28 protein-coding genes and 1 riboswitch are annotated in these 21479 nt (G+C 60.4%); of the genes, 19 read left to right on the top strand and 9 right to left on the bottom strand.

All coding sequences use genetic code 11. The features are described from left to right. Positions 1-7 precede the first annotated feature (7 nt). From AU074_RS08985 to hisC, 7 genes are all read left to right on the top strand, one after another. Positions 8-661 (top strand): phospholipid-binding protein MlaC, encoded by a 654-nt coding sequence (locus AU074_RS08985; protein WP_076014423.1) that lies wholly within the window; start codon positions 8-10, stop codon positions 659-661. Continuing rightward, entirely contained in the window at positions 658-963 is a 306-nt protein-coding gene (locus AU074_RS08980) for a lipid asymmetry maintenance protein MlaB (protein WP_010170571.1), read from the top strand. Before AU074_RS08985 ends, AU074_RS08980 begins: the two co-directional genes overlap by 4 nt. Positions 964-1077: 114 nt before the next feature. Further along, entirely contained in the window at positions 1078-1317 is a 240-nt protein-coding gene (locus AU074_RS08975) for a BolA family protein (RefSeq protein WP_010170570.1), read from the top strand. Positions 1318-1340: 23 nt separating this feature from the next. After that, positions 1341-2606, top strand: coding sequence for a UDP-N-acetylglucosamine 1-carboxyvinyltransferase (gene murA / locus AU074_RS08970; RefSeq protein WP_003216140.1), 1266 nt, complete (start codon positions 1341-1343; stop codon positions 2604-2606). Between the two features lie 247 nt (positions 2607-2853). Next, positions 2854-3489: an ATP phosphoribosyltransferase gene (gene hisG / locus AU074_RS08965; protein ID WP_003188599.1), complete on the top strand. Its 636-nt coding sequence runs from the start codon at positions 2854-2856 to the stop codon at positions 3487-3489. A gap of 127 nt (positions 3490-3616) precedes the next feature. Beyond that, the gene (gene hisD / locus AU074_RS08960) at positions 3617-4942 is read left to right on the top strand and encodes a histidinol dehydrogenase (protein WP_076014422.1); all 1326 of its coding nucleotides are present in this window, start codon (positions 3617-3619) and stop codon (positions 4940-4942) included. A 3-nt stretch (positions 4943-4945) separates the two neighbouring features. Further along, the gene (gene hisC / locus AU074_RS08955; protein ID WP_076014421.1) at positions 4946-5998 is read left to right on the top strand and encodes a histidinol-phosphate transaminase; all 1053 of its coding nucleotides are present in this window, start codon (positions 4946-4948) and stop codon (positions 5996-5998) included. A gap of 137 nt (positions 5999-6135) precedes the next feature. Here hisC and AU074_RS08950 read toward each other — a convergent pair whose 3' ends face one another. Then, on the bottom strand, positions 6136-7410 hold the full coding sequence (locus AU074_RS08950; RefSeq protein WP_076014420.1) for a uracil-xanthine permease family protein: 1275 nt from the start codon (positions 7408-7410) through the stop codon (positions 6136-6138). A gap of 2 nt (positions 7411-7412) precedes the next feature. After that, a complete protein-coding gene (gene upp, locus AU074_RS08945; RefSeq protein ID WP_076014419.1) occupies positions 7413-8051 on the bottom strand; it encodes a uracil phosphoribosyltransferase in 639 nt (212 codons plus the stop codon). Positions 8052-8215: 164 nt separating this feature from the next. Between upp and AU074_RS08940 the strand changes: the two genes are divergently transcribed. From AU074_RS08940 to AU074_RS08925, 4 genes are all read left to right on the top strand, one after another. Then, positions 8216-8773 carry a hypoxanthine-guanine phosphoribosyltransferase gene (locus tag AU074_RS08940; protein ID WP_076014418.1) on the top strand — a complete coding sequence of 186 codons (558 nt, stop codon included), beginning with the start codon at positions 8216-8218 and terminating at the stop codon, positions 8771-8773. A 3-nt stretch (positions 8774-8776) separates the two neighbouring features. Next, positions 8777-9244 (top strand): WbuC family cupin fold metalloprotein, encoded by a 468-nt coding sequence (locus AU074_RS08935; protein ID WP_076014417.1) that lies wholly within the window; start codon positions 8777-8779, stop codon positions 9242-9244. 35 nt (positions 9245-9279) lie between these two features. Further along, positions 9280-9765 carry a hypothetical protein gene (locus AU074_RS08930; protein WP_076014416.1) on the top strand — a complete coding sequence of 162 codons (486 nt, stop codon included), beginning with the start codon at positions 9280-9282 and terminating at the stop codon, positions 9763-9765. A 208-nt stretch (positions 9766-9973) separates the two neighbouring features. Then, the gene (locus AU074_RS08925; protein WP_076014415.1) at positions 9974-10261 is read left to right on the top strand and encodes a PA4642 family protein; all 288 of its coding nucleotides are present in this window, start codon (positions 9974-9976) and stop codon (positions 10259-10261) included. 105 nt (positions 10262-10366) lie between these two features. Here the strand turns inward: AU074_RS08925 and mqo are convergent, their stop codons facing one another. Further along, the gene (gene mqo / locus AU074_RS08920; protein WP_076014414.1) at positions 10367-11902 is read right to left on the bottom strand and encodes a malate dehydrogenase (quinone); all 1536 of its coding nucleotides are present in this window, start codon (positions 11900-11902) and stop codon (positions 10367-10369) included. Positions 11903-12299: 397 nt separating this feature from the next. On the opposite strand from mqo, the gene AU074_RS33105 reads away from it, so the two are divergent. Continuing rightward, the gene (locus AU074_RS33105; protein ID WP_143503552.1) at positions 12300-12620 is read left to right on the top strand and encodes a hypothetical protein; all 321 of its coding nucleotides are present in this window, start codon (positions 12300-12302) and stop codon (positions 12618-12620) included. 8 nt (positions 12621-12628) lie between these two features. Here the strand turns inward: AU074_RS33105 and AU074_RS08915 are convergent, their stop codons facing one another. Then, the gene (locus AU074_RS08915) at positions 12629-12862 is read right to left on the bottom strand and encodes a hypothetical protein (protein ID WP_076014413.1); all 234 of its coding nucleotides are present in this window, start codon (positions 12860-12862) and stop codon (positions 12629-12631) included. Between the two features lie 183 nt (positions 12863-13045). Between AU074_RS08915 and AU074_RS08910 the strand changes: the two genes are divergently transcribed. Further along, complete coding sequence (locus tag AU074_RS08910) at positions 13046-13630, top strand: YajG family lipoprotein (RefSeq protein ID WP_003216157.1); 585 nt, start codon at positions 13046-13048, stop codon at positions 13628-13630. Between the two features lie 102 nt (positions 13631-13732). On the opposite strand, the gene AU074_RS08905 is transcribed toward AU074_RS08910, so the two are convergent. Continuing rightward, positions 13733-13942, bottom strand: a complete 210-nt coding sequence (locus tag AU074_RS08905; RefSeq protein ID WP_076014412.1) for a hypothetical protein — start codon at positions 13940-13942, stop codon at positions 13733-13735. Between the two features lie 181 nt (positions 13943-14123). On the opposite strand from AU074_RS08905, the gene AU074_RS08900 reads away from it, so the two are divergent. After that, positions 14124-14381, top strand: a complete 258-nt coding sequence (locus AU074_RS08900) for a hypothetical protein (protein ID WP_076014411.1) — start codon at positions 14124-14126, stop codon at positions 14379-14381. A gap of 136 nt (positions 14382-14517) precedes the next feature. Here AU074_RS08900 and AU074_RS08895 read toward each other — a convergent pair whose 3' ends face one another. After that, complete coding sequence (locus AU074_RS08895; RefSeq protein WP_173860369.1) at positions 14518-15681, bottom strand: 1-acyl-sn-glycerol-3-phosphate acyltransferase; 1164 nt, start codon at positions 15679-15681, stop codon at positions 14518-14520. Between the two features lie 144 nt (positions 15682-15825). Here AU074_RS08895 and AU074_RS08890 point away from each other — a divergent pair, with 144 nt between their 5' ends. The 4 genes from AU074_RS08890 to AU074_RS08875 all read left to right on the top strand — a co-directional run bounded on the left by AU074_RS08890 (position 15826) and on the right by AU074_RS08875 (position 17873). Then, positions 15826-16005, top strand: a complete 180-nt coding sequence (locus AU074_RS08890; protein WP_003216161.1) for a CPXCG motif-containing cysteine-rich protein — start codon at positions 15826-15828, stop codon at positions 16003-16005. A 15-nt stretch (positions 16006-16020) separates the two neighbouring features. After that, the gene (locus AU074_RS08885; RefSeq protein ID WP_076014409.1) at positions 16021-16281 is read left to right on the top strand and encodes a putative signal transducing protein; all 261 of its coding nucleotides are present in this window, start codon (positions 16021-16023) and stop codon (positions 16279-16281) included. Positions 16282-16317: 36 nt separating this feature from the next. After that, entirely contained in the window at positions 16318-16938 is a 621-nt protein-coding gene (locus tag AU074_RS08880) for an SOS response-associated peptidase (RefSeq protein WP_076014408.1), read from the top strand. 116 nt (positions 16939-17054) lie between these two features. Further along, positions 17055-17873 (top strand): M48 family metallopeptidase, encoded by an 819-nt coding sequence (locus AU074_RS08875; RefSeq protein WP_076014407.1) that lies wholly within the window; start codon positions 17055-17057, stop codon positions 17871-17873. A gap of 43 nt (positions 17874-17916) precedes the next feature. Here the strand turns inward: AU074_RS08875 and AU074_RS08870 are convergent, their stop codons facing one another. The 3 genes from AU074_RS08870 to AU074_RS08860 form a co-directional block, all read right to left on the bottom strand. Then, on the bottom strand, positions 17917-18501 hold the full coding sequence (locus AU074_RS08870; protein WP_003216166.1) for a TMEM165/GDT1 family protein: 585 nt from the start codon (positions 18499-18501) through the stop codon (positions 17917-17919). Between the two features lie 88 nt (positions 18502-18589). Beyond that, positions 18590-18709, bottom strand: a riboswitch (yybP-ykoY riboswitch). A gap of 51 nt (positions 18710-18760) precedes the next feature. Further along, a complete protein-coding gene (locus AU074_RS08865; protein ID WP_063027185.1) occupies positions 18761-19759 on the bottom strand; it encodes a class I SAM-dependent methyltransferase in 999 nt (332 codons plus the stop codon). Positions 19760-19789: 30 nt separating this feature from the next. Next, positions 19790-20752: a 2-hydroxyacid dehydrogenase gene (locus tag AU074_RS08860; protein ID WP_371916615.1), complete on the bottom strand. Its 963-nt coding sequence runs from the start codon at positions 20750-20752 to the stop codon at positions 19790-19792. Between the two features lie 87 nt (positions 20753-20839). On the opposite strand from AU074_RS08860, the gene AU074_RS08855 reads away from it, so the two are divergent. Beyond that, the gene (locus tag AU074_RS08855) at positions 20840-21472 is read left to right on the top strand and encodes a LysE family translocator (RefSeq protein WP_076014406.1); all 633 of its coding nucleotides are present in this window, start codon (positions 20840-20842) and stop codon (positions 21470-21472) included. The last annotated feature ends 7 nt before the right edge of the window (positions 21473-21479 follow it).

Genomic DNA, 21479 nt, shown 5'->3' with positions numbered 1-21479 from the left:
TGTGTTCATGATCTCTACTTTGCGACGTGGCCTGTTGGTACTGCTCGCGGCACTGCCGTTGATGGCTAACGCCGCTGCCGGCGGTTCTGCGCATGACCTGGTGCAGGATACGACCACCAAGATGTTGGCCGACCTGAGTGCCAACAAGGAAAAGTACAAGCAAGACCCGAGTCAGTTTTATAACGCGCTGAATACGATTGTTGGCCCAGTGGTGGATGCTGAAGGCATTTCCAAAAGCATCATGACCGTCAAGTACTCGCGCAAGGCGACGCCTGAGCAGATGACCCGCTTCCAGGAAAACTTCAAGCGCGGCCTGTTCCAGTTTTATGGCAACGCATTGCTCGAGTACAACAACCAGGGCATTACGGTTGATGCGCCGAAGTCCGAAACGGGTGACCGTGCAGAAGTCGGCATGACCGTGAAGGGCAGCAATGGCGCGGTGTATCCGGTGTCCTACACCCTGACGAAGATCAATGGCGAGTGGAAACTGCGTAACGTCGTCATCAACGGTATCAACATTGGCAAGCTGTTCCGTGACCAGTTCGCGGACGCCATGCAGCGCAATGGCAACGACCTGGACAAAACCATCAACGGTTGGGCCGGTGAAGTGGCCAAGGCCAAGGAAGAAACCGACAAAGCTGCCGGGAAACCTGCCCAATGACCGAGTCGGCCATTCGCCTTGGCGAGTCCGGTGAGCTGCTGCTCAGCGGCGTGCTGGATTACAGCACCGGGCCAGCCCTGCGCAAGCAGGGCCAGGCGCTGATCAATGCCAGCACTGCCTCCGCGCTGGTGCTGGATTGCTCGGCGGTGGTCAAGTCCAGCAGCGTCGGCTTGTCGTTGCTGCTGTGTTTCATGCGTGATGCACAGGCCGTCAAAAAGCCGGTGAGCATCCGTGCATTGCCCGAAGACATGCGTGAAATCGCTGAGGTTTCCGGTCTGACCGAGCTGTTGGCGCATCCTTAATACACATTATTAAAGAAGCCCCCCGTCAGAGTCCTGCTATGCGGGGTTCGCAGGCGCGGGGCTTTTTTGTATGATGTGCGACCCGCGCGCACTGGGCGCCCATAGAGGTTGATCATGCAGGCCCTAGAAGTTAAAAGCTTCCTTGAAGGAAAGCTGCCCCAAACTAATGTTGAAGTTGAGGGCGAAGGCTGCAACTTCCAGCTGAACGTGATTAGCGATGAACTGGCGGCATTGAGCCCGGTCAAGCGTCAGCAGCAGATCTATGCCCATTTGAACCCGTGGATCACCGATGGCAGCATCCATGCGGTCACTATGAAATTTTTCAGCCGCGCGGCCTGGGCCGAGCGCACCTGAGCCCCCAAGGCGTCGAGATTCTTATGGATAAATTGATTATTACCGGCGGTGCTCGTCTTGATGGCGAGATCCGTATTTCCGGGGCGAAGAACTCCGCCCTGCCGATCCTGGCAGCGACTTTGCTGTGCGATGGCCCGGTTACCGTGGCCAACCTGCCACACCTGCACGACATCACCACCATGATCGAGCTGTTCGGTCGCATGGGCATCGAGCCGGTGATCGACGAGAAACTCAGCGTCGAAATCGACCCGCGCACCATCAAGACCCTGATCGCGCCGTACGAACTGGTGAAAACCATGCGTGCCTCGATCCTGGTGCTGGGTCCGATGGTTGCCCGTTTTGGCGAAGCCGAAGTCGCACTGCCTGGCGGTTGCGCCATCGGTTCGCGTCCGGTGGACCTGCACATCCGTGGCCTCGAAGCCATGGGCGCAACCATCGACGTCGAAGGCGGCTACATCAAGGCCAAGGCGCCGGAAGGCGGCCTGCGTGGCGCGAACTTCTTCTTTGATACCGTCAGTGTGACCGGTACCGAGAACATCATGATGGCCGCTGCCCTGGCCAACGGCCGCAGCGTGCTGCAAAACGCCGCGCGCGAGCCGGAAGTGGTCGACCTGGCGAACTTCCTGATCGCCATGGGTGCCAACATTACCGGCGCCGGTACCGACACCATCACCATCGACGGTGTGAAACGCCTGCATTCGGCCACCTACAAAGTGATGCCGGACCGCATCGAGACCGGTACCTACCTGGTGGCTGCCGCCGTTACCGGTGGCCGCGTCAAGGTCAAGGACACCGATCCGACCATCCTTGAAGCCGTCCTGGAAAAACTCAAGGAAGCTGGCGCCGAGATCACCACCGGCGAAGACTGGATCGAGCTGAACATGCACGGCAAGCGGCCAAAAGCCGTCAACGTGCGTACCGCTCCGTACCCGGCGTTCCCGACCGACATGCAAGCGCAGTTCATTTCCCTGAACGCGATTGCCGAAGGCACCGGCGCTGTGATCGAGACCATCTTCGAAAACCGCTTCATGCACGTGTACGAGTTGCACCGCATGGGCGCCAAGATCCAGGTCGAAGGCAACACTGCCATCGTGACCGGCATCGAGAAGCTCAAGGGCGCGCCAGTGATGGCTACCGACCTGCGTGCCTCCGCCAGCCTGGTGATTTCGGCGCTGTGCGCTGACGGCGACACCCTGATCGACCGCATCTACCACATAGACCGTGGTTACGAGTGCATCGAAGAGAAGCTGCAGATGCTCGGCGCGAAAATCCGCCGCGTACCGGGCTAGTTCCAGGAACTGCAAACACGGTCATCGTGGCGAGGGAGCTTGCACCCGCTGGACTGCGCAGCAGTCCCAGTCTTTTTAAACAAAGATCAGGGCCGCTTCGCGCCCCAGCGGGAGCAAGCTCCCTCGCCACAGGACGATGTATGCTGTTAACTGATTTGTTTCAAATCGAGGCTGTAATGGCCTCGATCTGTGTCTGGCGCCGATTGCGACCGGACAGCAATAGCCTGATGAAGGACTGACGTTTCCCATGTTGACCATCGCACTGTCCAAGGGCCGCATCCTTGACGACACTTTGCCGCTTCTGGCTGAAGCGGGCATCGTGCCGACCGAGAATCCGGACAAGAGCCGCAAGCTGATCATCCCCACGACCCAGGACGACGTTCGCCTGCTGATCGTGCGTGCCACCGACGTGCCAACCTACGTTGAGCATGGCGCGGCCGACCTCGGCGTCGCGGGTAAAGACGTGTTGATGGAATACGGCGGTCAGGGCCTGTACGAGCCGCTGGACCTGCGTATTGCCCTGTGCAAGCTGATGACCGCCGGCCGTGTTGGTGATGTCGAGCCTAAGGGCCGCCTGCGGGTGGCGACCAAGTTCGTCAACGTTGCCAAGCGTTACTACGCCGAGCAAGGCCGCCAGGTCGACATCATCAAGCTTTACGGCTCGATGGAGCTGGCACCGCTGATCGGCCTGGCCGACAAGATCATCGACGTGGTCGACACCGGCAACACCCTGCGCGCCAACGGCCTGGAACCCCAGGACTTTATCGCCGACATCAGCTCCCGGCTGATCGTCAACAAAGCTTCGATGAAAATGCAGCACGCCCGTATCCAGGCGTTGATCGACACCCTGCGCAAGGCAGTGGAGTCTCGACACCGCGGTTGACTCACCCGCGCGGCCCTAAGCCGCGCCCGTCTATCCGCCTCATAGCCAGAATTCTCAGGTGCCCAAGCGGAAACGACTGCTAGTTTAGGGCGCCTGAGTTTTTGCCAATTCTATTGAGGCCCTCGCTATGACCACGTCCACTGCAATTGCCCGACTCAACGCTGCCGACCCGGATTTTGCCCATCATCTGGATCATCTGCTGAGCTGGGAAAGCGTGTCCGACGATTCGGTCAACCAGCGGGTGCTCGACATCATCAAGGCCGTGCGCGAGCGCGGTGATGCGGCGTTGGTGGATTTCACCCGGCAGTTCGATGGCCTGGACGTTGCCTCCATGGCCGACCTGATCCTGCCCCGCGAACGCCTGGAACTGGCCCTGACCCGCATCACCGCGCCCCAGCGCGAAGCCCTGGAAGTGGCGGCCGCGCGGGTGCGCAGCTACCACGAGAAACAGAAGCAGGACTCCTGGAGCTACACCGAGGCCGATGGCACCGTGCTGGGCCAGAAGGTCACGCCGCTGGATCGCGCCGGCCTGTACGTGCCGGGCGGTAAAGCGTCGTACCCGTCCTCTGTCCTGATGAACGCGATTCCGGCCAAGGTGGCCGGCGTGACCGAAGTGGTCATGGTCGTGCCTACGCCGCGCGGCGAAATTAACGAACTGGTGCTGGCAGCGGCCTGCATCGCGGGCGTTGATCGTGTCTTCACCATCGGCGGTGCCCAAGCGGTGGCGGCGCTGGCCTATGGCACCGAAAGCGTGCCGAAGGTCGACAAGGTGGTTGGCCCGGGCAACATCTACGTGGCCACTGCCAAGCGCCATGTGTTTGGCCAGGTCGGCATCGACATGATCGCCGGTCCTTCGGAAATCCTCGTGGTGTGTGACGGCCAGACCGACCCGGACTGGATCGCCATGGACCTGTTCTCCCAGGCCGAGCACGACGAAGACGCCCAGGCGATCCTGGTCAGCCCGGACGCCGAATTCCTGGACAAGGTCGCCGCCAGCATCGCCAAACTGCTGCCGACCATGGAGCGCGCCGAGATCATCGAGAAGTCGATCAATGGCCGTGGCGCCCTGATCCAGGTGCGCGACATGGACCAAGCCATCGAAGTGGCCAACCGCATCGCACCGGAGCACCTGGAGTTGTCCGTCGCCGACCCACAAGCCTGGCTGCCGCTGATTCGTCACGCCGGTGCGATCTTTATGGGCCGCCACACCAGCGAAGCCTTGGGTGACTACTGCGCCGGCCCCAACCACGTGCTGCCGACCTCAGGCACCGCGCGGTTCTCCTCGCCATTGGGTGTGTATGACTTCCAGAAGCGCTCGTCGATCATCTTCTGTTCGCCACAGGGCGCGTCGGAGCTGGGCAAGACCGCTTCCGTGCTGGCCCGTGGCGAGTCGCTGACTGCCCACGCCCGCAGCGCCGAATACCGCATCGTTGACGATAAGCAGGGGAACTGAAACATGAGCAAATTCTGGAGCCCGCTCGTCAAGGATCTCGTGCCTTACGTGCCCGGTGAGCAACCGAAGCTGACTAAGCTGGTGAAACTCAACACCAATGAGAACCCCTACGGTCCATCGCCCAAGGCGCTGGCTGCCATGCAGGCCGAGCTGAACGACAACCTGCGTTTGTACCCGGACCCCAACAGCGACCTGCTCAAGCAGGCGGTGGCGAAGTATTACGGGATCGACGCGGGCAAGGTGTTCCTCGGCAACGGTTCCGATGAAGTCCTGGCGCACATCTTCCACGGTTTGTTCCAGCACGACTTGCCGCTGTTGTTCCCGGACATCAGCTACAGCTTCTACCCGGTGTACTGCGGCCTTTACCGCATTGCGTTCGATGCAGTGCCGCTGGATGAACAGTTCCAGATCCGCGTGTCGGACTACGCCAGGCCCAACGGCGGGATCATCTTCCCGAACCCGAACGCGCCGACCGGCTGCGTGATGGCGCTGGATGCCGTGGAGCAAATCCTCAAGGCCAGCCCGGACTCGGTGGTGGTGGTCGATGAAGCCTATATCGACTTCGGCGGCGAAACCGCCATCAGCCTGGTGGACCGTTACCCGAACCTGCTGGTGACCCAAACCCTTTCTAAATCGCGCTCACTGGCCGGTTTGCGGGTAGGCCTGGCCGTGGGCCATCCGGACCTGATCGAGGCGCTGGAGCGGGTCAAGAACAGCTTCAACTCCTACCCGCTGGACCGTCTGGCGATTGTCGGTGCGGCGGCTGCGTTTGAAGACCGTGAACACTTCCAGAACACCTGCCAACTGGTGATCGACAGCCGTGAAAAGCTGGTGGGGCAGTTGCAGGCCAAAGGGTTTGAAGTGTTGCCGTCGGCGGCCAACTTCATCTTTGCCCGTCACCCACGGCATGACGCCGCCGGACTGGCAGCCAAAGTGCGGGAGCAAGGGGTGATTGTGCGGCACTTCAAGCAGGAGCGGATTGCCCAGTTCCTGCGGATCAGCATCGGCACGCCGGAGCAGAACCAGGCGCTGATTGATGCGTTGGGCGAGCTCTAACGGGGCCGTAAGGCTCCACTGTAGGAGCGAGCTTGCTCGCGAAGAACGTTAACGATGACGCGTTTATTCAGAATAAACGCGGCGCCCTCAGGTTTTTCGCGAGCAAGCCCGCTCCCACATTGGTTTTGCGTTGGCAGTTAGATCAGCGGCTCATCCGGCTTCTTGTTCTTCCAGCCATCATTGCCCGGCAGCAGCAGATTCAAGGCAATCGCTACCACCGCACACAGGGCGATGCCCTTCAGGCCAAAGTCATTCGGGCCAGTGCCGGTACCTACCAGCACACCGCCAATCCCGAACACCAGGGTTACCGACACAATCACCAGATTGCGCGCTTCGCCAAGGTCGATCTTGTGGCGGATCAGCGTGTTCATCCCCACCGCGGCAATCGAGCCGAACAGCAGGCACAGAATGCCGCCCATCACCGGGATTGGAATGCTCTGCAGCAGCGCGCCGAACTTGCCGATAAACGCCAGGCTGATGGCAAACACCGCCGCCCAGGTCATGATTTTCGGGTTGTAGTTCTTGGTCAGCATCACGGCGCCCGTCACTTCCGCGTAGGTCGTGTTGGGCGGGCCGCCGAACAGGCCGGCAGCGGTGGTGGCGATGCCGTCACCCAGTAGCGTGCGGTGCAGGCCAGGCTTCTTCAGGTAGTCGCGACCGGTCACGCTGCCCACGGCAATCACACCGCCGATGTGTTCGATCGCCGGGGCCAGGGCCACCGGGACGATAAACAGGATCGCCTGCCAGTTGAACTCTGGTGCAGTGAAGTGGGGCAGGGCGAACCACGGTGCAGCGGCGATCTTCGCGGTATCCACCACGCCGAAGTAGAACGCCATGGCGAAACCCACCAACACGCCGGAGATGATCGGCACCAGGCGGAAAATGCCTTTGCCGAATACCGCCACGATCAACGTCGTCAGCAGCGCCGGCATCGAGATCAGCATGGCCGTTTTGTAAGGGATCAGCTCGGCACCGTCGCCACCTTTACCCATTGCCATGTTGGCGGCAATCGGCGCCATGGCCAGGCCGATGGAGATAATCACCGGGCCGATCACCACTGGCGGCAGCAGCCGGTCGATGAAACCAGTGCCTTTGATCTTCACCGCAGCGCCGAGGAAGGTATAAACGAAACCGGCCGCCATCACCCCACCCATGGTCGCCGCCAGGCCGAACTGCTGCTTGGCGAGGATGATCGGGGTGATAAAGGCAAAGCTCGACGCCAGGAACACCGGGACTTGGCGCCCGGTGACCACTTGGAACAACAAGGTGCCCAAGCCTGCGGTAAACAGGGCGACGTTTGGATCGAGACCGGTGATCAGCGGCATCAACACCAGCGCACCAAATGCTACGAAGAGCATCTGTGCGCCAGACAGAATCTGGCGCCAAAGCGGGTCGTTGAATTCATCCTGCATGGTCACGCGTCCTTCTGCTTGGTACCGAAGATCTTGTCGCCGGCATCGCCCAGGCCCGGGATGATGTAGCCGTGTTCGTTCAGGCGTTCATCGATGGACGCGGTGTAGATCAACACGTCCGGGTGGGCTTTCTCGACGGCGGCGATGCCTTCGGGAGCGGCTACCAGCACCATGGCGCGGATGTCCTTGCAGCCGGCTTTTTTCAGCAGGTCGATGGTGGCAACCATGGAGCTGCCGGTGGCGAGCATCGGGTCGATGATCATCGCCAGGCGCTCGTCGATTTCCGGTACCAGTTTTTCCAGATAAGTGTGGGCCTGCAGTGTTTCTTCATTGCGGGCCACGCCCACGGCGCTGACCTTGGCGCCCGGGATCAGGCTGAGCACGCCTTCAAGCATGCCGATACCGGCGCGCAGGATCGGCACCACGGTAATCTTCTTGCCGGCGATTTTCTCGACCTGGACGGGACCGCACCAACCGTCGATCAAGTAGTTTTCCAGGGGCAGATCTTTGGTCGCCTCGTAGGTGAGCAGCGCTCCGACTTCCTGAGCAAGCTCACGGAAGTTCTTCGTGCTAATGTCGGCGCGGCGCATAAGGCCGAGTTTATGTCGGATCAGCGGGTGGCGGATCTCACGGATGGGCATGGGGAAAGGCTCCGGCGGCGGGCAAAAAAACCGGCCTAGATTAATCTATCCGAGGGTGTTGTCCTATAGACATCTAGTACGTTAGTCCATTAAGGCTTGAACGTTGCGCCTCACATGCGTACCTTTGCCCGCTTTTCTTGCCACAGCACCCCTTGGAGAGCGCCATGTCCGCTGATCTCGAGCATATCCGTCAAATCATGCGCGAGGCTGACTGCCTGTACACCGAAGCGCAAGTCGAAGAGGCCATCGCCAAGGTCGGCGCGCACATCTCCCGCGAAATGGCCGACACTAACCCGGTGGTCTTTTGCGTGATGAACGGTGGCCTGATTTTCGCCGGTAAATTGCTCACTCACCTGCAATTCCCGCTGGAAGCGTCCTACCTGCACGCCACCCGCTATCGCAATGAAACCAGCGGCGGCGACCTGTTCTGGAAAGCCAAGCCGGAAGTCTCGTTCATCGACCGCGATGTGTTGATCATCGACGACATCCTCGACGAAGGGCACACCCTGGGCGCGATCATCGACTTCTGCAAACACGCCGGCGCGCGCAAAGTGCACACCGCTGTGCTGATCGACAAGAACCACGACCGCAAGGCCCGTCCGGACCTCAAGGCCGATTATGTGGGCCTGCCGTGCATCGACCGCTACATTTTCGGTTACGGCATGGACTACAAAGGCTACTGGCGTAATGCCAACGGGATCTACGCCGTTAAGGGGATGTAATCAATGGCCAGCTTTCTTGATCAAACGCTGTTTGCGGAGTTGGCCGAGAAAGCGGCTGACAGCCCTCGTGGCCGGCATCACCACAACTTTCATCAGATGGAAGAGCCGTGCCATCGCATGGCCGTCGGGATGCAGCCCAACACCTATGTGCCGCCTCATCGTCATTTGAGTGCCGATAAGGCAGAAACCTTACTGGTGCTGAAGGGCCGCCTGGGCCTGTTGATTTTCAGCGAGACCGGCGAGGTGTTGACCAAACGCGTGATGCAGGCGGGCGGTGAGTGCCAAGGCGTCGATTTGCCACCCGGTGTGTTTCACGGACTGGTGGTGTTGGAGCCCGATACCTTGATGTTCGAGTGCAAAGCCGGACCGTATCGACCGGTGGGCGAGGGTGAGCTGGCGAGTTGGGCTCCCCGTGAAGGCGATGCTGAAGTGGCTGAGTATCAGCGCTGGATGCTTGCCCAGTTCGATTGAGCTAAAGTGCTGGGCCATCTTCCACGGAGCGGCCCATGCGCTTTTTGATCCGCAGTTGCGCCGCCCTGGCGCTGACCCTCAGTTTGCCCCTGGCGGCCGCACCGGCGCCGTTGCACAGCCAGTTCCTGCCGCCTGACGACCTGACCCTGCGCGCCGAAACCCCGGATCAGCAGCAATTGCTGCAAGTCACCGAGTATTCGGTGGTGGTGGGTAATCAGCGCCAATCCACCCAGCAGCCGATCCCGGTGACCTCGCCGTTGATGATCCGCCTCAAGGGCAAGTCCCTGAACAAGGGCGCGACCATCGCCCAGGTGATCCTCAATTTCGATGCTGAAAGCAAAAGCCTGAAAAAACCGGTGTTCGACGATAAAAGCAAAACCCTGACCTTGTCGTACCCGATGACCCAGTATCGGGTCATCGTCGATTTGTTGCGCAACGACACGGTGTATGTGCAGTTCCTCAGTTACGCCAACGGCCATATCTGGGCTGATTTGCACACCGGCGCCGTGCGCGCCAAATAATCAAGCCGACGCGGATTCGGCCGTGTAAATACACTCAATGTGGGAGCTGGCTTGCCTGCGATAGCTATGTGTCAGTGATAAAGGGGTCAACTGACCTACCGCTATCGCAGGCAAGCCAGCTCCCACATTGGTCCGTGTAGCTTTCGAAGCCGCTGTGCCGCAGGTAAACTGCTTTTCCCGTGTAAATGTCTGCAGGCTGGAGTCGGTAATGCGTAAAGATAAGAAACAGCTGATTGGTGATGAAATCGGCGACGAGCAAATCAAGCTGTTCCTGGATTTCGAGCCGGTAGACGCCACTTCGCCGTCCCTGCACAAACTGATCAAGGCCTACCGTGGCCTGCGTATCGACGACTTCGAGCGCTTCCTGGGCTTTTTCAAGGAAGCCGGCCTGGACCTCGACGGCAAGGACGAGCACGGCCAGACCTTCGTTGAAGTGATCAAGGACCAGCGCAACGCCGCCGAGTACATCGAGCTGATCGAACAAGCCCGCGGCTGATTGTTGCGGACGAAAAAAAACGCCCCGGTCTCATCGTGAGATCGGGGCGTTTTTGCTTATTACTGTAGGAGCGAGCTTGCTCGCGAAGAACCTGAGAACGCCGCGTTAAACCAGGCGCGCTGCGTCATCGTTAACGTTTTTCGCGAGCAAGCTCGCTCCTGCGTCAACCAGTTCCAGGCTGATGTTGTTCTGCGTGTTGATCTTGCGATACAGCTCGGCATCGGTCTCCAGGACCGTTTCCCGAGCCGGGAAGATCTCGTGCAGCTTGGTCGCCCACTCACCGGCGGTTTTTTCCGGGAAGCAGCGTTCGATCAGTTCCAGCATGATCGACACCGTCACAGACGCACCCGGAGAAGCACCCAACAGAGCCGCCAACGAACCGTCCTTGGCCGCAACCAGTTCGGTACCGAATTGCAGCACGCCGCCTTTCTTCGGGTCTTTCTTGATGATCTGCACCCGTTGGCCGGCCACTTCCAGGCGCCAGTCTTCGGCTTTCGCTTCAGGATAGAAGCGGCGCAGGGATTCCAGGCGCTGCTCCATGGATTGGCGCACTTCGCTGACCAGGTACTTGGTCAGGTCCATGTTGTCCCGGGCCACGGCCAGCATCGGGCCGATGTTGCCGGCACGAATCGACATCGGCAGATCAAGGAACGAACCGTGTTTGAGGAACTTGGTGGTGAAGCCGGCGTATGGCCCGAACAGCAGGGACTTCTTGCCATCCACCACGCGGGTGTCGAGGTGCGGCACCGACATCGGTGGCGAACCCACGGCCGCCTGGCTGTAGACCTTGGCCTGGTGGTGCTTGACCACTTCCGGGTTGTCGCAACGCAGCCACTGGCCGCTGACCGGGAAGCCGCCGAAACCTTTGCTTTCTTCGATACCCGAAGCCTGCAGCAGCGGCAGGGCCGCGCCACCGGCGCCAAGGAACACGAACTTGGCGTCGACATCACGGGAGTTGCCGCTGTTGACGTCCTTGATGCTCACGGTCCAGCCGGCGCCGTTGCGCTTGAGGCCGGTGACGCGCTTGCTGTACTTGACCTGGGCATCCGGTGCGCTGGTCAGGTGCGAGAGCAACTGGTTGGTCAGGGCGCCGAAGTTGACGTCGGTGCCGTTCATCACGCGGGTGGCAGCGATTTTTTCGTCCAGCGGGCGACCGGGCATCATCAGCGGCATCCACTCGGCCATCTCGCTGCGATCTTCGGTGTAATGCATGTCCGAGAACGCGTGGTGCTGGCTGAGGGTTTCAAAGCGCTTCTTGAGGAACGACACGCCTTTCTCGCCCTGCACGAAGCTCAGGTGCGGCACGGGGCTGATAAAGGACTTGGACGAGCCGAAGGTGCCTTTCTTGGTCAAGTAGGCCCAGAACTGCTTCGACACCTCGAATTGGGTGTTGATGTGCACGGCTTTCTTGATGTCGATGGAGCCGTCAGCTGCCTGCGGTGTGTAGTTCAGCTCACACAGCCCGGCGTGGCCGGTACCGGCGTTGTTCCACGGGTTGGAACTTTCCGCGGCACCCGAATCCATCAGCTCAACGACTTCCAGCTTGAGGCCGGGGTCGAGCTCTTTGAGCAGTACGGCGAGGGTGGCACTCATGATGCCCGCACCTACCAGTACTACGTCGACTGCTTCGTTATGCGCCATTTAACGCGTCTCCAAAATCTGCAGCACCAAATTGACGGCATGGCTGCCAGGAGTGACGGGGCGGTTCACGTGATGCCCCAGGTTACCCATGGCCAGGATCGCCATGTCCGATTCTTCGCAATTTATCGCAAGCGGACGCTGCCGACCGGGCCTGATCTGCGTATGAACGCATTTAAGGGCGCCTGTGGCAATTCGACTTATGGTCAAGCTCGTCCGATCGTGCAACCAAATCCGTAGCGGACAGGCTTCAAGCTCCGGTTCTTGAGGAGTACTCGGTCCTGTGTGGTGGGGCTGTTCCAGACGCTGATGGTGCTTGTACAAACGCAAAACTATTCATTTGCTCGCCACACTCTTGTGAAGTTGTGAAAACCCGTTTTTTTCACGCTCTTTTGAAGACGTGAACCTCAAAAAAGGGCTGCCCCAGCCTGGCACCTGGCCCGAAATCACTGCCGGCAAGCGGCAAAACGGGCAAACAACTCAAGTGGCCGAGCGCATGGCAGCTCTGGCAGATTCGGGTAAAGACGATGGTTTGCAGAGAAAACAGCAAGCTCGCCAGCTTCACTCGATCTGTGTGGGCGGCTCTCTGTGGGCGGTGCGGGGAGCTAATACAGGAGCATTAGCGATGCTGCGAGGCCCGATCAGGAGACGTCCTTATAATCGGGGGGAGATTGTAGCGAAGAAATGCGCGCAAATGGGCGTGTTTAATGACTTTTATTAGCAGTCTGGTCAGGAGGCCAACACATGCCGTTGCTGTGGCTGCGAAACCCGTGGGTTGATCCGGGCGCTGGCCGGCAGCGGGCGGTGCATCCAGCTCAGGCGAGTCTCTTCGACTTCGACCCAGCCGTCACCGACGGGCGGCAGGCTGCATTGCTTGAAGGCCTGGCAGCAGCCCTGGGCATCGAGCAGGGCAAAGTGACGATGGCTGGTGTGGGAAAAGAACAATGATTTGAGAAGGCGCATGGTGTGTACCCGGTTCGTTACATGCTGCGAAGGTTGGCAGTCTGGCATGACAACGTGGTGACGGTTCTGTGTGAAAATTGTAATTTCGCCGACAGTTCAGGCGCCGTTCAGGATTTGTGGTGAGTGGCGAGCGCTCACCGTTATACTGGCGCCCTGTTTGCATCTAGTCCTGGAGAAATGAGTATGTTGCAACGCCTGTTGTTCGGTTTGATCACTGTGACCAGTTTGACCCTGGTTGGCTGCGCCCACAGCCCGCAACAACTCAGCCCGCAACCGAAAATCACCACCCAACTGGCGCCTGTGGGCCATGGCCAGCCGGTGTCGGTGCGTGTGGTTGATGGGCGTCCGTCGCCGACCCTCGGCACCCGTGGCGGCCTGTACCCGGAAACCAGCGCCATCACGGTGACCGGTGCCGACGTGCTGCCCAAGTTGCAAGCCCAGGCCGAAGCGGCTGTGCGCCTGCTGGGCTTCACCCCGTCCAACTCGCCCGGTGCTCCGCAACTGACCATCACCCTGGCCGAGCTGAAGTATCAGTCGCCCAAGGAAGGCCTGTACGTGACTGAAGCCACCATCGGCGCGACCTTCAAGTCCGACGTGACCGCCGGCACCCGTCGCTACAGCGGCCGTTACGGCGCATCCCTGGACCAGCGCTTCGGCATGGCGCCGAACCAGGAGACCAACACCAAGCTGGTCAGCGATGTGTTGAGCGATGCCCTGACGCGTCTGTTCAAGGATCCGAGCATCGGTTCGCTGCTTAGCTCGCAATAACTGTCAGGCGGGCGCGGAGCGCCCCAGTCGGCATTCCTTTGCGGCGCGTGGGAACGATCACCGGGCTCAGCGATGAGCCCGGTTTTTTTTCGCCTGCAGTTTTCATGCAGCCGTTTCGACATAAAAGTCCAGCACACTCACTCCCGTCAGCAAATCCAGCTCCGGCAGGTCGGCATGCTGATGCCCGCCGAGGGCGCAGTACACCAGCCAGTGGCGGTCCTGCACATTGAACGCGAGGCCGCCCACCAGCGCCTCTTGCTCATCACTTGGGGAAATCAGATACAGCCGATCCTGATTCTGCGCGTGCAACATGACAAGCTCCCGGGCTTTCGAAGGGCAACAGAGTGGCTTGTTAAGGTGACGTTCAGGTGACGCTGTAAATTACTGGATACATTAGCCGTCAATGGGGAAGGAGTAATGACGCGCAGGCGGCGCATATCATTCAGGTTTGTATCTGGATTGATACCTGGACACTGATACATCGAGGTTTGCGATGTCGCTGACCGCACTACTGCTCAATTCCCTTGCCCTGTTGCTCGCCTGCCCGGCGGCTTGGTTGTTGTTTGTCACACGCCTGCGCGAACAGCGCGCGATGGCCAGGCTTGCCGCACAAAGCGAACTGCGGGCCATTGATCAACCGATGTTGTTTCTTGATGTGCTGACGCAACGTACCCATCGCCTGTTCTACCGGCTGGGTTTTGTCTGTCTGGGGCTGGCGTTGCTGGTTTCCTTGCTCAGTACCCGATTGTAAGAACACCCTGAAAACAAATGTGGGAGCGGGCTTGCTCGCGAATGCGGTGTATCAGTCACCAGATGTATTGACTGACACTCTGCATTCGCGAGCAAGCCCGCTCCCACATTAGGTTTGCGCTGTTGCTGGTACCGGGTTACAGGGCAATCCCGGCCTTGACCCGGTATTGATTCCTCACCGGCGTCGCGTATTGCAGCACCAGATACGGCCGATGCTCTACCGGGCATGCATTCAAGCGCCGTTCCCACTCGGCTTTCGCCTTGGCCAACTCATCCGCAGGGAACACCTCGGCTGCGGTCGGCACCTGCAATTGGGGGTCGGCATCGCTCCATTGGGCGTACGCCAGGTAGTGCACCGGGAACAACCGATAACCGCCCAGAATCTGCCGGTCCATCTCGATCGCCAGCAGTTTGGTGTCTTCGAACGCCTCGGTGAACGGCGGCGCGAAGTTGACGTGCACCCGGCCCTTGTAACCGGTGATGCCCAGCGCAATGCTCACGTCATCTTCCCCCGGCGCCTTGCTGTAGGTGCCGGTGGTGGCGCGGATGTACAGCTCGCGGGCCTTGGCTGCGTCGCACGGGTCGTATTCGTAGCTGATGGACACCGGCGTCAGGTTCAGTGACTGGATGACTTCGGCGAACGGCTCGTCCTTGCGGCTCATGTGGAACATCTTGAGGATCGCCGATTCGGTGCGATCATCCCCATCCTTGGCGCGGCCTTCGGCCTGGGCGATCCAGATCGACTGGCAGTCATTGCGAATCGAATGGTTGATGTACGCCGACAGCAACTGATAAGCCGCCATCTTCTCTTTGCGCCCGGTGATCGAGCGGTGCACGATGAAACTCTTGTTCAGGCGCATCAAGTCGCTGACAAACGGCTTTTGCAGCAGGTTGTCACCGATGGCGATCCGTGGCGTGGGCAGGCCGGCGTGGTACACGGCGTAGTTGACGAAGGCCGGGTCCATCACGATGTCGCGGTGGTTGGCCAGGAACAGGTAGGCGCTGCCGGACTTGAACTGCTCGACGCCGGTGTAGGTCACCCCGTCGGTCGCCCGCTCGATGGTGTGGTCGACGTAAAACTCGACTTTGTCCTGTAGCGTGGCCACGGTGGTGACGCCGGCAAACTCACGGCGCAGTTTATGGGCGATCATCGGCTTGAGCAGCCAGCCGAAGGCGCCGGCAAAGCGCGGGAAGCGAAAGTGGGTCAGGATGTCCAGAAAGGCCTTGTCACTGAACAGTCGGGCCAGCACTGCCGGGACTTCGCTGTCGTTGTAAGGTCGGATGGTATCGAATTCGCCCATCATGCTCTCTTGTTAGAAACGGCTAGGGTAAGTAAAGGTTTGGAACAATAAATATCAGGGCGTGGTCCGGGCAATTGGCCGGGACGAAAAATAGCCCTGTAAATAGACCGGCGATTATACGCACAAGTCACCTTGGAGACCGCGATGGAAGAAGAGTCGTACGAATGTCCTTATTGTGGAGAGGTAGTCACCGCGCTACTGGACCTGTCGGCGGGCGATCAGGAATATATAGAGGATTGCCCGGTGTGCTGCCGGCCTATTGTTTTCGAGCTGCAGGTTCATGACGGCGAATGGATGCTCAACGTACGCAGCGAGAACGAATAAATAAAAGGTACGCCCATGCAGCGAATCTACGAGCCGGAAAACCTGATGGAAGGTGAGCTGCTGCAAGGCATGCTCGAAAGCGAGGGCGTCACCGCGCACCTGGTGGGGCGCGATTTGCTCGGTGGCACCGGCGAATTACCGATCTATGGCCTGCTGGCCCTGGCAGTGGAGAATGACCAGGCGGCCTACGCCCGTGAGCTGATCACTGCCTACAACGGCGCGCAACCGGTGCCCGGCGATGAACCCGACAGCTTTCCCGACGTGTTGGTCTGTTAGGCTGTCGGCCAGTTTCTCCAAGAGTCGTGTTGCCCCATGTGTGGACGTTATGCCCTGTTTCGCTGGAACCCCTCGTTTGCTGCCTTGCCGGGCTTTCCGGCCGACCAGCAGGCCCAGTGGAACATTTCTCCGAATGATTCGGTGCTGATCCAGCGCCTCAGCGACGGCCAGCACACCCTGGCTCGGGCGCGCTGGGGCCTGACGCCGCCCTGGCTGACCGATCTCTCGCGCACCCCGGCTCATGCCCGCGCGGAAACCCTGGCAGAGCAACCGATGTTTCGCGAAGCCTTTCGCCAGCGCCGCTGCCTGTTGCCGGCCAATGGTTTCTACGAATGGCGCGGCACCCAGCGCAAGCGCCCGTACTGGCTGACGCCGGGGGAGGGCAGCACGCTGTTTTTTGCGGCAATCTGGGAAGCGTATCCGGTGCAGGAGCAGGTGTGGCTGAGCACGGCGGTAGTGACCCAGGCTGCGCAGAGTCAGCGCCGGCCGCTCATTCTGGATGCGGCGGGGCAGGCCGCCTGGTTGAACCCCGAGACACCGTTGCACACCTTGCAGGCTTTGTTGGCCAGTGAACCCACTGCGTTGCGCGAGCGGGTGCTGGCCAATATGGTCAACGATCCGAAGCTGAATGGGCCGGAGTGCCTGACTCCGGGTTAGCCTCGAGGACGTCAATGTGGGATATGTCTGAAATCTGGCCGCTACACGTCTGTTGTATCTGGCGCCGATACAATTGGCCGACTACGATACGCGCCATGTTTCCAGGGAGCAGGTTGATGAAAAAGACGGTAGCGGTATGTGCGTTGGGCGCGGCGGTATTGCTCGCGGGTTGTCAGTCGGTCAACACCACCAGCGGCGGCGCCGTGGGCGTTGAGCGCAAGCAGTACATGTTCAGTATGTTGTCGAGCCAGGAAGTCGACCAGATGTATGCGCAGTCGTACCAGCAGACCCTGGGTGAAGCCAGTGGCAAAGGGCTGGTGGACAAGACCAGTGCCAACGCCAAGCGCGTGCAGGCAATAGCCAACCGCTTGATCGCCCAGGCGCCCACCTTCCGCCCGGATGCGGCGCAGTGGAAGTGGGAAGTGAACCTGATCAAAAGTGACGAGATGAACGCCAACTGCGGGCCTGGCGGCAAGATCTTTGTCTACAGCGCGTTGATCGACAATCTCAAACTGACCGACGACGAACTCGCCGCCGTGATGGGTCATGAAATTGCCCACGCCTTGCGTGAACACGGCCGAGAAGCCATGTCCAAGGCTTACGGTATCGAAATGGCGAAGCAGGGAGCCGGTGCCTTGTTCGGCCTGGGTCAGGACAGCCTGGCGCTGGCCGATACCGTGGCCAACTACGGCATGACCTTGCCCAACAGCCGCAGCAACGAAAACGAAGCGGACCTGATTGGCCTGGAGTTGTCGGCGCGTGCCGGTTACAACCCGAACGCGGCAATTACCCTGTGGAACAAAATGGCCAAGGCCTCGGAAGGCTCGCCACCTGAGTTCATGAGCACTCACCCGGCCTCCGACAGCCGGATCGCCTCGTTGCAGGCGGCGATTCCGAAGGTGATGCCGTTGTATCAGCAGGCCAAAAAATCCTGAGAATGATCATTCCCACACCGTGTGTGGGAATGACCTGGCTTACCTAGATCCAGCCACTGCTCTGCATGGCCTTGTACACCGCGACAATGGCCAGGATGAAAAACGCCGTAGCCGCCAGTCGACGAATCAGCGTCAGCGGCAATTTGTCCGCCGCGAAATTCCCCGCCAGCACCACCGGTACGTTGGCAATCAACATGCCCAGGGTCGTGCCGATAATCACCAGCCACAGTTCCGGGTATTGCGCCGCGAGCATCACGGTAGCGATCTGGGTCTTGTCGCCGATTTCCGCGAGGAAGAACGCGATCAGCGTGGTCAGGAATGGCCCGAACTTGCGGGAAGTACTGGCTTCGTCATCGTCGAGCTTGTCGGGCACCAGGGTCCAGAGCGCGGTGGCACAGAAGCTCGCCGCGAGGATCCAGTGCAACACCGCATCCGAGAAGAAACTCCCGAACCAGGCCCCCACGGCACCGGCGGCCGCATGGTTGGCCAGGGTCGCGGCGACGATGCCGGCGATGATCGGCCAGGGTTTGCGAAAGCGTGCAGCGAGAATGAGCGCGAGCAGTTGCGTCTTGTCGCCAATTTCGGCCAAGGCAACGATTGCGGTAGGGACAAGCAGGGAATCCAGCATCAGGTAAGTTCCAGGGGCGGGTCGACACGGCTATGACACGTACAGCCTTCCCGCCCCGGGTAAGGTGTTCGTGTCATAGGTCTTGTCAAACCCCGGTCCGTCTGTGCGGACTCCTGGGTCGCATACGCCATGGCCTGTTGACCAAGTATGTTGACGTATGCCGGACGAGCGTGGCGCTCGTGGGAGACTACTCCCCTAGGACGGAGCGGATTCTGCCTAGGCAAAATCCATTCGGCAAGCCTTCTTTTGGAAAAAGATTTCAGCCGCGCTTGGCACGGTAAATGCGAAAACCCTGGCCTTCTGCCTTGATTGCGCACACCCCAAGATGCTCTTCGATCAGCGGCTGATACTTCAGGAAGCTATTCGCTACCAGTCGCAGTTCGCCGCCTTTTGCCAGATGTTTGGCCGCTTTTCGCAGCAAGTTCTCGGTGGCGAAATAATCGGTGTGCACCCCGACATGGAACGGCGGGTTGCTCAAAATCGTGTTCAGATTCATCGGTGCTGCGTCGATGCCATCACCGGTCAACACCTCGGCTTCCAGGCCGTTGGCCGCCAAGGTGAGGCGACTGCTGGCGGCAGCAAAGGCATCCACGTCGAGCATCGTCACCGTGTTATGCGGATAGCGACGTTTGACTGCAGCCCCAAGCACGCCAGCCCCACAACCGAAATCCAGCAAGTGACCGCTTGGCAACTTGTCCAGATGTTCCAGCAGCAGCGCAGTGCCGCGGTCCAGGCGACCGTGACTGAATACGCCCGGCAGGCTCACCACCTTGAGCGGCCCTTCAGCCAGCGGCACTTCGAACACCTGCGCCAGGCTTTCCAGCTCAACCGGTTCGGGGGCGTTGGCCACCGTGACCAGCCACAACTGGCAGTGCCGCGCATTGTCGAGCTTGCGCGGTTTGCCGAACGGGTTCAGTTGCTTGGCCGCACTTTCGATACCGCCTTTCTTTTCCCCGACCAGGTACAACTCTTTGCCGGGCAAACGCGCCGCCACGGCATTGAGCAGGTAGTCGGTGAGGTCCTTGGATTTGGGCAGGAACACCACCGCCGTGTCGAACGAGCGCTCGGGCACGTTCACGCCGAACTGGCTGCGCTCGGCAAAACGCGCGTCCAGCGCGGCCTGGTCGCCGGCGTGCCAGCTCCAGCCATGGGCGTTGGGCAGGCGGCCCAGCAGGTCGTCGGCGGGCAAGCCCACCAGCAGCACGTCGCCTTGAAAAAGTTCGGCCTGGCGAAGCAGTACTTCACTGCGCGGATCCATGGTCTGCTCCTTGAAAAGGGGCGCAGTTTATCAACTGACGACGCGCAGCGGGGCGCCGCTGAAAAAGCCCTGAGCGTTTTCGATCAATTGGCCGACGATCCGCTGCCGGGCTTCGCGGCTGCCCCAGGCGTTGTGGGGCGTGACGATCAAGCGCGGGATGTCGCCGGCCAGCAACGGGTTGCCGTTGACCGGGGGTTCCACGCTCAACACATCGGTCGCCGCGCCGCCCAGATGACCGCTGCGCAGGGCATCGGCCAAGGCTTGTTCATTGATCAGACCACCGCGGGCCGTGTTGACGATGAAGGCGCCGGGCTTGAGCAAGGCGAGTTCGCGGGCACCGATAAAGTCACGGGTGTGCTCGTTGAGCGGGCAGTGCAGGGTCAGCGCGTCGACCTGCGCCAGCAGTTCGTCCAGCGGCACGCGATCGGCGCGGGCCGGGCGGCCTGGAATCGCACCCAGGATCACGCGCATACCGAAGGCTTCAGCCAGGCGCGCAACGGCGCCGCCCAACTCACCATGGCCCAGCAGGCCGAGGGTTTTGCCTTCCAGCTCGACGATCGGATGGTCCAGCAGGCAGAACTGCTTGGCTTTCTGCCAGAGCCCCGCTTGCACATCCCGCTGATAGTCGTTCAAGCGCGTCGCCAGATTGAGCAACAGCATGATCGTATGCTGCGCCACCGACGGCGTGCCGTAACCCTGGCAATTGCTCACGGTAACGCCGTGGGCGCGGGCGGCGGCGAGGTCGACGTTGTTGGTGCCGGTGGCGGTGACCAGGATCAGCTTCAGCTCGGGGCAGGCCGCCAGGGTCTCGGCATTCAGCGCGATCTTGTTGCTGATGGCCACCTGCGCGCCTTGCAGGCGTTCGATAATGTTTTCGGGTGTGGTCTGCTGGTGCAGGCTCAGTTCGCTGAAGAGTGCCCGCAACCCGCTGAGGTCCAGGTCCCCGAGGTCCAGGGAAGGGTGATCAAGGAAGACGGCGCGGCGATTGTTCATTATCAACTGTACCTTTTGCGGCGAGGTTCGAAGGCGTAATCTGCCGAGCCTATCAGATGAAATAATCAGTTACTTCCTGGAGTGTGCATGTACCTCACCGAGTTCTTGACCGTGGCACTGATTCACCTGTTGGCGGTGGCCAGCCCTGGCCCGGACTTCGCCGTGGTGGTACGTGAAAGCGTGACCCATGGCCGGCGCGCCGGCACCTGGACGGCGTTGGGCGTCGGGTCGGCGATTTTCCTGCACGTGGGGTATTCGCTGCTGGGCATCGGCTTGATCGTGTCCCAGTCCATTGTGCTGTTCAACGCATTGAAATGGGCGGCGGCGGCCTACCTGCTGTACATCGGCTTCAAGGCCCTGCGCGCCCAGCCGGCCAAGCCTGCCAGTGAAGAAGACCTGCACCTGGAAGTCGGCGAGCGCACCGCCCGTGGCGCGTTCACCTCGGGTTTCGTCACCAATGGCTTGAACCCCAAGGCCACGCTGTTCTTCCTGTCGCTGTTCACCGTGGTGATCAATCCCCACACACCGCTGGCGGTCCAGGCCGGTTACGGGGTTTACCTGGCTGTGGCCACCGCGATCTGGTTTTGCCTGGTGGCCATGCTGTTCAGCCAGCAGCGTGTGCGTGCCGGCTTTGCACGCATGGGGCATTGGTTTGATCGGACGATGGGCGCGGTGCTGATTGCCATCGGTGTGAAGCTGGCGTTTACCAGCATGAAATAAGCCGGAT

Source organism: Pseudomonas sp. ATCC PTA-122608, from assembly GCF_001952855.1.
In the GTDB taxonomy this organism is placed as follows: Bacteria; Pseudomonadota; Gammaproteobacteria; order Pseudomonadales; family Pseudomonadaceae; genus Aquipseudomonas.
This window is presented reverse-complemented; position numbering and strand designations above follow the sequence as displayed.